The sequence below is a fragment of the Halalkaliarchaeum sp. AArc-GB genome (assembly GCF_031432225.1).
GTDB lineage: Archaea > Halobacteriota > Halobacteria > Halobacteriales > Haloferacaceae > Halalkaliarchaeum.
Genome location: NZ_JAVKGM010000030.1, coordinates 1 through 13,866 on the forward strand (window position 1 = coordinate 1; position 13,866 = coordinate 13,866).

Annotated in this window: 10 protein-coding genes; 6 read left to right on the forward strand and 4 right to left on the reverse strand. The window is 54.4% G+C overall.

Annotated elements, in window-relative coordinates:
* Positions 1-1,733: PAS domain-containing protein (locus RH858_RS16605; protein ID WP_310562491.1), on the forward strand; the 1,733-nt coding region annotated here is incomplete at its 5' end.
* A gap of 145 nt (positions 1,734-1,878) precedes the next feature.
* On the opposite strand, the gene RH858_RS16610 is transcribed toward RH858_RS16605, so the two are convergent.
* Positions 1,879-3,513, reverse strand: a complete 1,635-nt coding sequence (locus RH858_RS16610; protein ID WP_310562492.1) for an NAD-binding protein — start codon at positions 3,511-3,513, stop codon at positions 1,879-1,881.
* A 391-nt stretch (positions 3,514-3,904) separates the two neighbouring features.
* Here RH858_RS16610 and RH858_RS16615 point away from each other — a divergent pair, with 391 nt between their 5' ends.
* From RH858_RS16615 to RH858_RS16635, 5 genes are all read left to right on the forward strand, one after another.
* Positions 3,905-4,348, forward strand: a complete 444-nt coding sequence (locus RH858_RS16615) for an HD domain-containing protein (protein ID WP_310562493.1) — start codon at positions 3,905-3,907, stop codon at positions 4,346-4,348.
* Positions 4,349-4,445: 97 nt separating this feature from the next.
* Entirely contained in the window at positions 4,446-4,937 is a 492-nt protein-coding gene (locus RH858_RS16620) for a hypothetical protein (protein ID WP_310562494.1), read from the forward strand.
* Positions 4,934-5,989, forward strand: coding sequence for a hypothetical protein (locus tag RH858_RS16625; protein WP_310562495.1), 1,056 nt, complete (start codon positions 4,934-4,936; stop codon positions 5,987-5,989). Before RH858_RS16620 ends, RH858_RS16625 begins: the two co-directional genes overlap by 4 nt.
* Positions 5,990-6,208: 219 nt before the next feature.
* A complete protein-coding gene (locus RH858_RS16630) occupies positions 6,209-7,177 on the forward strand; it encodes a hypothetical protein (protein WP_310562496.1) in 969 nt (322 codons plus the stop codon).
* Between the two features lie 898 nt (positions 7,178-8,075).
* The gene (locus RH858_RS16635; protein ID WP_310562497.1) at positions 8,076-8,942 is read left to right on the forward strand and encodes a hypothetical protein; all 867 of its coding nucleotides are present in this window, start codon (positions 8,076-8,078) and stop codon (positions 8,940-8,942) included.
* A 78-nt stretch (positions 8,943-9,020) separates the two neighbouring features.
* Here RH858_RS16635 and RH858_RS16640 read toward each other — a convergent pair whose 3' ends face one another.
* The 3 genes from RH858_RS16640 to RH858_RS16650 form a co-directional block, all read right to left on the reverse strand.
* Positions 9,021-10,370 (reverse strand): DUF790 family protein, encoded by a 1,350-nt coding sequence (locus tag RH858_RS16640; RefSeq protein WP_310562498.1) that lies wholly within the window; start codon positions 10,368-10,370, stop codon positions 9,021-9,023.
* Positions 10,357-11,766, reverse strand: a complete 1,410-nt coding sequence (locus RH858_RS16645) for a DEAD/DEAH box helicase family protein (protein ID WP_310562499.1) — start codon at positions 11,764-11,766, stop codon at positions 10,357-10,359. The genes RH858_RS16640 and RH858_RS16645 overlap by 14 nt, the downstream gene beginning before the upstream one ends.
* A gap of 382 nt (positions 11,767-12,148) precedes the next feature.
* Positions 12,149-13,540 (reverse strand): TIGR00341 family protein, encoded by a 1,392-nt coding sequence (locus tag RH858_RS16650; protein ID WP_310562500.1) that lies wholly within the window; start codon positions 13,538-13,540, stop codon positions 12,149-12,151.
* Between the last annotated feature and the right edge of the window lie 326 nt (positions 13,541-13,866).

The window sequence follows — 13,866 nt, forward strand, 5'->3', positions numbered from 1 at the left end:
TTGTTATTCATTCCGGAATGGAACTCGTGTATGCAAATCCCGCGTTCTGTACACTCCTTGGAGCACAGTCGCAAGAACAACTCATCGGCAGCTCGCTTACAGACCTCGTCGCAGCAGACTGCCGTACAACTCTCTCCGAGCACGTCGCACGCATTGAAGATGAAGACGCTCCTGCCCTCGGACTGACCGTCGAGTTCCAGACGTTTACGAACCAGTCACAACGAGCCATCGTGGTGAGTTCACTGGTCGAATGGGACGGCACCGAGCGGGTACAAACGTCAGTATTCCCAATCGCTGGAAAAGGAGCCGAGAGTCGTCGCTTGCTGAACGATCGGGCGGTGGATGATGCGCCAATCGGTATCACGATCTCTGACCCTTCCCAATCTGACAACCCACTCATCCATGTCAACGATGGCTTTTGTGACCTTACCGGCTATCCACGCGACGAGATCCTCGGTCAAAACTGTCGATTTCTCCAGGGTGAGGCCACACGCGAGGAGCCAGTCGCACAGATGCGAGCCGCAATCGATGCCGAAGAGCCCGTCACTGTGGAGTTGCGGAACTATCGCAAAGACGGGACGATGTTCTGGAATCGTGTCACGATCACTCCCATACGCGACGAATCTGGCACCGTCACGAACTGGCTTGGGTATCAGCAGGACATTACTGCTGAAAAGCGCTACGAGCACGATCTTTCATTGTTCAAACAACAGGCCGAAGGAGCTAATAAAGCAATTCTGATCACTGACGCCGAGGGAACGATCGAATACGTGAATCCTGCGTTCGAGGAATTGACGGGGTACTCGGCCGCTGAGGCAGTGGGACAGACCTCGAGCATCCTGAAATCCGGCCAGCAAGACGAGGAGTTCTATGCGGAGCTGTGGGAGCAAATCACGGCTGGTGAGGTATGGGAAGCCGAACTGACAAACCAAACCAAACAAGGCGAACTGTTCGAAGTCGAGCAGAAAATCATCCCTGTCGCGGATGCATACGGTGAGATTACGCATTTTGTGGCTATCGAGCAAGACGTTACTGAGAACGTGCTCACGACCCAGACACTTGATGTCCTGAACCGGGTTCTGCGACATAATCTTCGGAACTCACTGAATGCAATTGACGGACACGCAGAACTACTGGAAGATGAGGAGTTGGATCCTGAGGCTCGCCAAGCGTCAGTCGCGGCGATTCGAAACCAAACTGCATCGCTGAAAAAGATCGCAGAAAAGACCGCAGAGATCCGCTCGGTCTGGGATCCAACCGACCCTCACAGGGCGTGGGATCGGCTTGACATCAGGTCTCTCGTCGAAACGTATCAGCGGCAGTATCCGGACGCCAACATTACTTGTCCGGCCGAGGAAAACGCGAGCATAGACGTGCAGAATACGGAGTTGTTCGAAATAGCTCTGGATGAGGCCGTAACGAACGCCATCGAACACGCTGATCAATCACCAGCTGAGGTGACGATCACGATCCAGCGAGAGCCGGACGCCAGTCAACTCCGAATCCGTGTCGCGGACAATGGTCCTGGGATTCCAGAACTTGAACGTCAGACAATTGAGTCCGGTGAGGAGACGCCGTTGAGTCACAGTCTTGGGATTGACTTGTGGGTGATGAAGTGGATCACCACATCGCTTGGTGGAGAGTTAACAATAGAAGATAACGAACCCCGCGGCAGCATAGTCACCTTTCACTTGCCAGTCGGTCCGGAACGTGACGCCCGTCCTAGCTACTGAAACACTCTGTGCAGTATGAGTCATCCACTAAACAGGAACCTTGCTGAATCAGACTGACTGCAAGAAGTGCGCTCTCAATTCAGCACGTCCCGTTCTATCTATCAAGTGTCTGGCAGAGATCGCGTGCAACATCCAGAGGGTGAGTTCAGCAAAACGCCTGTTCGAACGCTCGAATCCCGTCGTCCGCCCCAACAATAATAAGTTCATCTTCCGGCTCGAATGTTGTCTGTGGTCCAATATCAGTAATCACCGTACTACCGCGCTCCAGTCCGATTACAATACAACCCGTTCTGTCGCGCACGTTCGCTTCGGCGAGTGACTGTCCGACGAGTTGTGGAGCACGTTCGCGGATCACTTTGACCTGCTGTTCCAACGAAAGCAGGTCACGGTCTTCAAAGATCCGTGAAGCGATCATGCGACCAGTAACGTTCGTAAGTGAAAGGACGTAGTCGGCTCCGGCACGGTATGTTTTCGAGACGTTTTCCTGCTGATTAACCCGAGCGATGATCTCCGTGTCGGGAGCCAAGTCACGGATCATGAGCGTGGCGAACTCCGTCGTGTTGTCGTCCGGTAGTGCAAGTACCACGGTGTCGGCGTCTTCGATTCCAGCTTCGGTGAGTATCTCCGGCTCTGTCGCGTCACCGACAACATCGATCCCTTTTGTGTCAGCTTTATCAACCAGCGTATACGTGATTGCTGTCTTATCCAGTTCATCTCTAACCGACCGCCCAACCTGTCCGTAGCCAACGATCACCACGTTTTCTGACTTGAATCCACGAATCGTAGACTGTGTCATCTCGACGAGTTGTTCCAGTTGGTCGGTGCGCCCCGAGGCAAGGAGTACGGTTCCCGGTGGCAACCGTGTCTTCGGACCCGGTGCCGGATTAAACCGCCCGTCCACCCACACGCCTATGACGGTTACTCCCGATTCCTCGCGGATGTTGCTTTCTGCGAGCGTTGTGCCGGCGAGGGCACTCCCGTGACGGATCGATATCTCCGCCAGACGTAGTTCATCGCCGATCGCAACTGACTCGTCGATCTCGGTTCGCATCGCACTCGTCACCTTCTTGCTGAGGCTCCGGCCGATTAGCGACCGCGGTGAGAGAACGTGGTCCGCCCCGGCGATCTCGTGATATCGCGCATTGTCGGGGTCTTCGACGACGCTGATGACTGAAACATCTGGACTGACTTCCTTCGCCGTGAGAACGATGCTCGCGTCCACTTGGTCCGAGACATCGGCGACTACTGCTCGCGCGGATGCAACTTTTGCAGCTTCGAGACCGTTTGTCGAAGCTGGATCGGCCTTGATCACATGATCGTTTGTTTTGTACAGTTCGTCTGCTCTGTCCCGATCTGGCTCAACAATCACGTACGGAATCTCCCGAGAATCAAGCTCGTTGATCAGCACCTCTGATCGAGTCGTATCCGAGCAGATCACGACATGGTCCGTCAGATCCTCGTCCACCTGTTCTGGCGCGCTCGAAGACAACACAGATTGTAACAGGGGAGTGGCAACGACCGGGAGAGCCCCAACGAGGAGTGCCATACCGAGTAGATCAGTCACGATGATGTACGTATGCATCTGTGGACTCTCCCACGGTGAGTCACCGCCGAACCCGGTCGTTGTGAACATCTCGACGGTGAACTGCAGCGAGTCAAGAAAGGTCCGTGGCCGGTCTTCGTACGTCGCCATCCCCCACTGATACCCGAGGGACGTGACAATGAGTGCGACTCCAAGAACGATCATATAACTGACAATGCGGCGTTTCAGTCCGTTCATAGCTCAATGTTAGATTGATTTCGGATAAATTGATACAATTAACGGTCAGGGAAACAGTGAGACGACGCGAGGGCTATTCCTGAGCACCGGAGACAACAAACCTGTCTATGAGTACTGTTGAATCCCGATGAAAACCAGAACTGGTATGCTGTCATTCGTACCTGAAGTTACGCTTCTCAGTCCAAGTATTGCACTATCAGCCCCACTCGTCACCCGTGCAAGACTCGCGCGCTACATCTTGCATACCAGTACGAATACCACTCTTATATGGCAATTTCTTCGTCGGTCAGTTCGCAGTTCTACTGAATGGCTGAGATTGATGTTATGACACGCCACCGGAAAGGATAGCGCCGCGACTAACACTAAGACAAAGCGCCGTTCATTGAGCCATATGAACGATCTCGAACGGGCGATCGATCTGGCCGTTGATGCGTACGCAGGGCAGACCGACAAGGCGAACGAGACCTATATCCGTCATCCGCTTCGCGTCATGGAGGAAATGGATACCGAAAGAGAACGAGTCGTCGCTGTCCTCCATGATGTCGTCGAAGACGCCAACTACACATTGGAGGTCATCGAGCAAGAGTTCGGGCTAGACATCCGCGATGCCGTTGATGCGCTCACGAAACGTGAGGACGAATCATACATGGCGTTCGTCGAACGGGCAGCAGCCAATCCGACCGCGAGGGAAGTGAAAATCGCCGACATCGAGGATAACATGGATCTGACGCGGTTGGACAGCGTGAATGAATCGGTCCTCGAAAAGCAAGAAACGTATCACGAAGCATGGATCAAACTGCAAGACATGGATCAGGCGGAGAAAACGACGAACTGACCAAACTGGTCACGTTCGACAGTTTTTGAAAATCAGTACGGTCGCTACCTGGTCATCGGCCAATCCTTATGCTAATCTGCAACGAGGCAGTTACTGAATGGATCACGTTTGGATCAGTTCGGGAAGTACGACCATCGAGGCAATGGTGAATCCGATTGCAGCAGCGTGTGTCGGCGATGGGATCAACGAGCAATTCATCCCGGATACAGTCTATTTTCTCAACAATCCTGGGTTGGGAGATTCGATCGACACAGCGAGCAATCTAACACGAACGATTCTCGAACAACATGGCGTGGCCGAACCGGAGATCAGGGTTGGAACTATCGACCACGAGACAGAGTTTGACGCAATCGTGAGTCACTTTCGAGGAGCCATCGAGGCAGCCCAAGACGCTGATGCGGAGATTGCCGTCGATGTTACGCCTGGTCGGAAATTCATGTCCGTGATCGCGTTCAACGCCGGTACCACATTTGACGTTGACCACATCTTCTACTTCTATCTCAAATCGAGCGAGTACTACAGTCGCATCTACCCGGACATTCCCAAACCGGCTGCCGAACTGTACGACTTCACAGAGGTCCTGTCATGAATCTCGCTCGTCAGCATCTGACGCTCCTCTTGAATGCGTACTACGAACTCGACGAGCAGACGATTACAGTCGAACATCCAGCCCCGGAACTCGGAGAGTTGCTTCGCATAGACTTGTCCGATCCAGCTGCAAGCACAGTGTCCATCACCACTGGAGCAGTCTCGTACGAACAGCACTTGGAAGAGATTGAACGCGAATACGGCTCCCGGGTGCGTGAAGAACTCCCCAACTGCGCTGCCTACGTCAAAGCGCTCGTCGCGAGTGGGCTCGTCGATATCCGTAACCGAGAGGAGGTCGATAAGATCATCGATCGATACGGGTATCAGGATCTTCAGGCAGGTCATCCACCTCGCTACGCCGGATTCGATACCAATCTCCTTCCCTGGCGGATGCACGATGTTCTTGGCATAGATCCAGAACTCTACAGCGACGATACAGGGCGTACACCAGTCAATGGGTATACGCTTCCTGCTGGCGTGGATAAGGAACTCAGTATCAGCTACCGGTACGACAAGAATGCAATGGATGCTGAGCGTCTCGCCGATGCTCTGGGTCCTGAATTTGAGCGTCTCGCCGGTCAACCGACGGAAGATAACCGCGAAACACGGCTCGGACTCAGGGAATATCGCCGCCTTCGCGAAACACGTCCCCATGATATCGTCGCGACCGAACCCGGTGACGAAGCCATCATTGAGGGCTGTCTGGAGTACTACGAGAACGAACCGACCGGCGTAATCCTCTTCTCGAACGACTATGGCTTCGTCGATCAGGCGCGCGACCGAAAGATCCCAGCCGTCCACGTGGATTTCGCTATCGACGTTCAGCGCCAGCTTACTGGCTCATGGGACCAGATCGCGACGCTGCTCTACGTCTTTGCAGTTACATTTGGCGTCGTCGTGCTACCCAAAGCAACACTCTATGGCGTCTGGCAAACGAAAGCACCGCAGAACTGGCGGCAAGAAGAAATCCATGTCGATGCTCGAAGCGGGAAATTAGAAGCTCTCCTTGAGCGAGACAAACCTATCGTCGATGCACACGTCGCTTCTCGATAGTATCCGTTTTCCCCTTTCCTCATCTGGGGTCCACATGAACTGACGACCTGTTACGAATCATCCTCGTGTCTGGTGGAGGCTTTCTCCGATCTGTCTTCGTCCTGCGACGTTACGGGAACGGACCACGGTCGTGATCCGCTCACGAGTTAAGCGACTCTCCTCACGTGTCTTGGTGAACGACGCCCGCAGAGTTTTGCCATGACACGTCAACTAGTAGGTATGCCATTCACGGCGAGCTGGCACACACTTCTCGATGAACTTGAGGATCTTCCTGACGGAGCGACACTAATTACGCCGTTGTCACACAAGCGATTCCGGATTACCGACGTCCAAGAGCATCGTGTTATCATCGAATTCGAAGACGCTGACGAGAAACGCCCACTTCAGCGTGATCAGTTCGAGACGCTCTACCGCCGAGTCAGTGATGAACCAGAGGGATTCGATCTGGATAGACTCCCGTCCGATGCGGATCCATATCCAGCCGTGTTGAGCCTTCATCCCCGATTCGAGATTGACGAAGACAATGGCGTGATCGTCAAAACAGAAGATCCAACGTCTAGTCAACTTCTCGGAAGCAACTCCGAATCGACCTCCGAAGAACGAACTGAACCCGATCTGGACATCTACGCTGATACGCTCTTGCTCGTTGATGCACTCGAACGTCACGATGTCGCCACACTCGACGACATGGAGACAGACGCGCTGGTGAATCTCTATACCCTCCTTTCAGATGTCCAGCGCAATGCTAACGAATTCCGAAAGAATGTCGCAGATGTTCTCTTGAACCGCCTCCATCATGATCGGCCAGTCAGCGGGCCGTATGGCTCCGTTCAGCGAACGACACGCCGGAACCGAACGCTCAAGGACGAACAAGAGGTTCTGGAGATCCTAGAAGAAGCCGGGATTGATCAGCAGCGAGTTATGAGCGTTGATCGCAATAAGATCGATGAGGCTCTTGAGGTCACCGAACTGTCTGAGTCCGATGTCTACGAAATCGACGAACGTGAGTACGTCCGCAAGGCCGAGGTCGACGAAGAGGTCAAGCAGACTCGTCTCCAGGGGCTCAAGGAGCAACTTGCTGCAACCGAGGGAGAGGAAGCCGATCAACTCCGCCAAGAAATCGAAGAACTCGAAGATCGTATTGACGAGCTCACAAGCTTTCGAACAGGGACAGAAATCAAAGAGTAACCACGTCTGAAACACCAGTCTCAGAACTCATAGCATGCGATTTCTTGGGAACCACATTCCGGACAGGTCTCCGTTTCATCAGTAAGCGACGTTCCGCACTGTCTGCATTCAACGACCGAGACAGTTCGGTCCGTCAATGTGAACACTCGTTTTAGCCACTGAAGCGAACTCATTCTGGTTTTACCACCTCGCGACACTGGGGACATTCTGCGAATACTGCGGGCTGTCCGTCTACCTCGTACTCAATGAGAACGTTAGTACTCGTTACGTCGGCACCACAGAACGGACAACCGCCGAGTGTCGAAGGCCCTGTCGTGGACATAAGATGTACCTCACAGTTGTTCCGGAATCGCGGGGAGAGCGTGTGACACCGAGGGCGGGGTGCCCTCTGTATGTACGATCATTCTGTGGTCATAAATAGACTCTCCAACCATGGCGGAAGTAAAATAGCTGGACTGCGGCGGGATCGCTATCTCATTCCTTGTGCGGCAACCTTACCAAGCACGGCTAGACGAGCGTTCAGAATTCTTGGTAAGGTTCGCTACAGGATCAGTTTGTACCCGCCGGGGGAGGTGGAACGGACACGTGGGTTGTGGTGGACACGCCCGTGATGTCCGTCCATCTCAACAAGTATGAGTAGGAGAAATCCACCCAAGCGGAACAGACGAGTCGACACCAGCGGCGAAACCGAAGCAACCATCGCGTTCACCAGTCGTGCGGACGGTACTCGACATCGCTTCCGGTTTCTCTGTCTCGAAGAGCAACCCGGAATGTGGCGCATCCACGAAGTCAAAGAGGATCGAACCTGGCGAATTGTCGGCTGCGAACCTATCCAACAGCTTAGAGTAGGACAGACCGCTCCCGAAGCAGAGTACCCGGAACAGCATCTGATCGACTGATGAGTCGGTCTAAGCAACCGCTAGAGGAGGTGCCATCACTGCCGACGACCCGCACGGAGCCGGAAAACGATCCCCAGCCGTATGGTGATCGCGCCTCCATCCTCGCTGCAACCGATGAGACTTCTATCTTTGAATCGACGCCAACTGTCGTCCTCTGTCCTAATTGCGGAGATGTCGTCGCGATCTACGAACAGGGACTCCCGCGGATCGTTCCACAATTCGACAGCCGATGTACGACCTGTCAAGTCGAACTTCGACGCTGGTGTGCAGTCGCCGTCGACGCAGCCTACAAAGAGCTAGTCGAACCACCGACGCTGACTGCGATGACTCAGGCGTACTGGAACGAGTGGCTCTGGGCAGGCATTACCAACTACAAAGGCCAGCCCCGCAACGACGAATATACTGATCGACTCAGCGCGAAGGCGTCGGAATTCGGCTGGGACTGGGAGCTCACCTGTCCCCTCTGTCGACGAGGAATCTGCCAGCTTGAACGGGATGTTCCGGGCGTAAATGACAGTCTCGATTACCATCACTGGTCGACAGATCCCGACCAAGGAATCACGCTCTGTCGGGAATGTCACGACGTCATCGGCTTCGATAGCTACGACAACCAAGTCGAAGAACGAGCCCACGAATGGGGGTTCCGATCACGAAATGATCTCCAGATCGTCCGTCTTGCACTCCGAGAGGCGATCGCGACCGATCGAACCATCGAACTCGACATGGCAGAACGGCTCGTCGATCGATACAATCTGATCCAGTCTGTAGACGAAGTACAGGAACTTCTCCAAACCGTCCTGCGTGATGAAGATCTCTATAATCGATTCGTGGATGGATCTCTGAACGATGGTCTCGATGATTGCTGATCTTAACTCCAATCAATCCGTCTTCCCGCCATTGTTATCACGCATCCATAATCTGTAAAAATTCTAATCGATATGTTACTATTCCAGCATCGTTTCGACGGCATATTCCTCGGCTAACTCCACAACGTCATAGACGTGAATTCCTGATTTGAACCACAGAATGCGGTCGTCCATCCCTTCAAAATCGTCAGCCGAGCAATCCAACCGCTCGGAAACAGCGACGATGAGGTTGTCACGGTCAGCATCGCGTATCTTTGCCAGTTTCTTATCAAGATACTCGGGTGTCCAGAATCCAACGAGCTCGAACAACACCCGCCGTCCATCAGGGTGTTCGACCGCAAAATCAGGGAGCATCACTTCCGCTCCCAGATCCAGTACGTCATCTTCTCGAATGAGCTCCCAATCGGTGTTTGCTCGCTCCCATTTCTGAGCGAGCGTCCGCTCCACGTCGGAGTCGAAATCACTCTGTGCCGAGTAGTGGGAGGACAACCCCTCGGTATGATCAAGTTCAAACGAGAGCGTCCGACTGGATGGCCCGCTGTCCTCGTCCAAGATGTCGGCTTCCATCTCCCAGCGGTCACATAATGGGAGCGCGGGGAGGAAATTCGCCATCCGAATGCCGTACTTTCGCGACTTCGAAAAGAGGGACGCCGCTCCGTCAAGAACCGCTTCATACCCGTCTGCAACGTTGGTACTGGGGACCCGATTTCCGTCGCTGTCGATTGGATAGATACGGTGCATGAGTCCGAACAATTTGACGTAACTGAACACTGTCGCAAACGAATCCCAGACTCGTACCCGCATCTCAGTTGCATCGTACAGCACCGCCTGTGCCAAGGCAAGATTGTATCGAGTGAGCAGCCAGTCTACTGTAACCGTGTCTTCGGCGTAGGATTCCTCGCTATCGCCCGTCAGTCGAGTCGTTGCCGTTGAGCCATCCGAGTCTTCGTATTCATCAGAAACACGGTGTCCGAATCGAACCAGTTGTTGATTGTCCTCTAAGTCCGCGTACATCCCTCGATAGCATTCTTCGAGCGTGATTCCCAGTCTGTCAGCAACTGTGCTATACACCCAAATGGACTTTGTATCCTCGCCCAGCGTTGGTTGACGGACAATCGGATAATTGTCATTCGCGACTGCAAAGAGTTCCTCTCGAATCTCCCGTGGGTCAACTGGTGCAACGGTCTCGAATTCACACTCGTCTTTGAGGAGCTTCGCCAACCCTTGGACGATTTTGTAGTCCGTATCTGCGACGGTGAGTTGATCAATCGTGTCTTCCAGCCCTCCCTTCGGTTCACCGAGATGCTCCTCAAATATCTGAATGAGCTCTTCAGCTGTGTCGCGATACCGCTGGTCGTCCGTGTCGATAAACAGTGGAGTGATTGTGTCCTCATACGTACGCGAGCGGGCGAGATCAGCTGTCAGCATTCGACATCACCCCCTGTCGACGCCGTTCGGAAACGTAGGTTTCCGCTGTATTCTCGGCGATGATTTCGTAGAGGCGGGCTGGCTGCCGATCATCCGTCGGACGGAGAATCCGTCCCAGACGCTGTGCATACTGGCGTTTTGAAGCGCTCCCAGACAGGATGATACCGACGCTCGCTGCCGGGACGTCGATCCCTTCGTCGAGGACCTGGGACGTGACCAGCATTGAGTACTCACCAGTACGGAATCGCTCGAGAATGGCAGTCCGTTCGTCCGTTTCGGTTTGATGCGTGATACACGGAACGACGAACTCTTGGGAGATGTCGTATGCAAAGTCGTTGTTCGCAGTGAAGATAATTGCTCGGTCGTCGTAGTGGCGTTTCAGAAGATTATCCAGCGTGTCCAGTTTCTTCGTGGCAGTGCGTGCGATCTGTTCGGCCCGCTGTTTGGCGATGAGCGCTCGTCGTCCCTGCGGGTCGTAGGACGTCCGTTTGAGAAACTCCTGATACCCACGTTCTTTCCAGAGATCAAACTCGTGGCTATCCACGTAGTCCCGGTAAATCTGATACTCTTCATCGTACTCTTCTCGCTCGTCTGGCGTGAGTTCGACCTGGAGATGAATCGTCTCATACTCGCTAAGATAGTCGCCAGCCAACTCGTCAACCGCTTCTCTGTAGACGACCGTGCCGAGTAGCTCTTCCAGTTCTTCGTGCTGCCCATCGGCACGCTCGTAGGTCGCGGTCAAGCCGAGTCGATACGGCGCAATCGTCATCTCGGGGATCTGCTGGTAGGTTGGCGCAGGTAGATGATGCACCTCGTCGACGACAAGAAGTCCGAATTGATCACCGTATTCGTTGATGTAGCGGTAGGCAGAATCGTAGGTTGTTACCGTAATATTGGTCACGTTGTGGCTTCCTCCGCCGAGAACGCCGATCCCATCTGGAAGCTGGTCACCGAAAGCGTTGGTGAGCGTCGCATGCCACTGGTTCATCAGATCGATCGTCGGAACAACGACGACCGTACTGACGCCCGCATCAGCGATTGCTTGGACAGCAAGAAACGTCTTTCCGCTTCCCGTTGGGAGGACGACGCTTCCACGGCGGTCGTTGGCTTGCCACGCTGAGAGGGCCTCCTGTTGGTACTTTCGGGGTTCGATAGCGACAGAGGGGGTAAGGGCAAGTTCAGAATAAGCACGAGCATCATCTTCAACGTTCTCTACAGTCGTTGTCGCCTCGTTGAGCGTTGCTTGTCCGTCAGCTCCGTTTGCCCACGCTCTGATTTCACGATAGTGTTGCGCTCGTGCGCGATACTCCTCGACACGGTCATCCCATTCAGCAAAAGGGACCGTGTCGGGAGCATTTTCGAGAAGAAGCGTTCCATCATCAAACGCAATACGCATTCAGATTGCTCTACGCACTGGGAGATACTTGGCCTTGCTGGGGTAACGATAACTGATAGGGATTAGCGTAGACCCTCCTACTTTCCAGAATAACAGATCACAGATATGTTGAAATCGCCGTGCAAGACTCAGAGGATGGATACAGCAACCGGTCGATGTCAACAGAAGGCCTCAATCTGTGGGGCTAGCTGACGATCCGAGCTGATGTTGGGCCGAGACTATAGGTCGGTTTCATCGATAGCTTGCACTGTCCGATCAGCCGGTGTCATCGGTAGCCCGTATCGTGCAACCAACAGAGGATGTGTTCAGCACGCCATCGTCGCTCGATTTGAGTGCCTGGTTCGGCATGTCCCGCGCGGGTAACCGGTGGACCGACCGACTGTCACGCCTCCGTCGTCGTGGCCGATCCGGCGCGCTCAACCAAGACGTACTCCACCTCCATGTCGACATCAGTCTCTGTCACGGCTTCGATCCGCTGCTTTAGGCGGTCGACGAGTCTCGGGGGATCGTCGTCGGGACCGATAGCGATCCTGACGGCGACGCGATCGGTCTCTTGTGGCGGAAGGATGCCGGACCGCGTGACAGTTATGTCACGCAACTCGAGTTGTGCGTCAGCGAGTTCGAGCTCGTCGTCGACCTCCTGTCTGATCTCCTCTTCGACGTTCCCGGCAACGTGGGAGTTGTAGGTCACCCCGACGAGGAAAACTGATGTCAGAGAGATAATAAGTATGAGCGCAACCACCTGTTTGACGACCGCGCCGCGTGCCTCCCCGATATTGAACCAGTGTTCCGGGCGATACCCCTCGAACCACAGCGCGGCGAGCGACGAGAGGTTAATCGAGAGGACATTCACCGTTACCAAGACGCCCGCGCCGATTGCGAGCCGAGGGACGCCGAAGGCGATGCCAAGTCCAACGGCGGCTGCCGGCGGAATGAGCGCGACCGCGATCATGACACCCACCAGCCCAGCTGAGACGCCTGTCATGAGACTCAGCATACCAGCGATGCCGGCACCGAGCGCGATGGGGAGCACGAGGAAGTTCGGCGATGCCCGCTCGTTGATCTCGCCCAATTCGAGGATCTCGAGTCCGGGCGGGACGAGAAACAGAAACCTGACGAGCAGCGCGAACACCGCCGCGCTGCCGATCGCAACCAGGATACCTAGTACTTGAAGCTTCAAGCCCCGATGCAACAGCGTACGTTCGTTGAGCACGGTCCCGACGCTGGCAGCTAACGTCGGACCGATAAGGGGCGCAATGACCATCGATCCGACGACCGTGGCGGGTGAGTCCAGAAGCATCCCAGCCGTCGCGATGACTGCGCTGAGGAGCGTCAGGACGACGTATGTCGGCGTTGCGGTGACCAGCTCGTTCGCTCGGGTTAGAATCTCCTCGCGGGCGATACGCTCCTCACCAGTGATGCCTCTATGTTCGACATCGTCTTCCTCGTCGTCGGTTTTATCCGAGTACTCCTCTAGTAACTCATCGAACTCCTCAGAGATCACTGCCTCAACGTCGAGGACGATGGTGTAGGTGCTTTCGTCGATGCCGACCGACTGAAGTTCATCTAACACCGACTCGACGGCCGACGTCGGGAGCGGGAACTGGACGACGACGTCGTACTCTTCGTGTTCCGTCTCTTCAGCGACGCTGTACCCCACCCCCTTTTCCTCGAGCACCTCCAAGACTGCCTGTCGTTTCCCGTCTGGAATCAGGATCTGTATGAGTCGCACGTCTGTCAGTACAAAGGAGCAACCCAAGTAGATGTGGCCCATCCTGGCGGGGTCTGCCGGCTACGTACCATCGAAAATCGATGACGTGAGGGCACAGTAAAAAGGTTAATTCAGGATCGAAGTATGAGTATCAAACGATCTACTACCAAATAGGAGGGGGTAAATTTCCGACTCACCCCCTTCTTAGGGTGCCCTCAGAGGATGAATGCAACAGATCGGAAACGTTCGGAGAAAGCGTTAACGGTTGGATATGTGGTCAATACTAATACTCGGTAATCTTGTTACTTCGTCTATGGTCAAATGTGCCCGATGCGGCAATGGTGTAGATGACCTTCAAAATATCTCGCCGGATATGATCTCGAAAGAAC

Coding starts and splice junctions, on each gene's coding strand:
- RH858_RS16610 (WP_310562492.1), bottom strand. CDS start 3,513: ATGAACGGACTGAAACGCCGCATTGTCAGTTATATGATCGTTCTTGGA.
- RH858_RS16615 (WP_310562493.1), top strand. CDS start 3,905: ATGAACGATCTCGAACGGGCGATCGATCTGGCCGTTGATGCGTACGCA.
- RH858_RS16620 (WP_310562494.1), top strand. CDS start 4,446: ATGGATCACGTTTGGATCAGTTCGGGAAGTACGACCATCGAGGCAATG.
- RH858_RS16625 (WP_310562495.1), top strand. CDS start 4,934: ATGAATCTCGCTCGTCAGCATCTGACGCTCCTCTTGAATGCGTACTAC.
- RH858_RS16630 (WP_310562496.1), top strand. CDS start 6,209: ATGCCATTCACGGCGAGCTGGCACACACTTCTCGATGAACTTGAGGAT.
- RH858_RS16635 (WP_310562497.1), top strand. CDS start 8,076: ATGAGTCGGTCTAAGCAACCGCTAGAGGAGGTGCCATCACTGCCGACG.
- RH858_RS16640 (WP_310562498.1), bottom strand. CDS start 10,370: ATGCTGACAGCTGATCTCGCCCGCTCGCGTACGTATGAGGACACAATC.
- RH858_RS16645 (WP_310562499.1), bottom strand. CDS start 11,766: ATGCGTATTGCGTTTGATGATGGAACGCTTCTTCTCGAAAATGCTCCC.
- RH858_RS16650 (WP_310562500.1), bottom strand. CDS start 13,540: ATGGGCCACATCTACTTGGGTTGCTCCTTTGTACTGACAGACGTGCGA.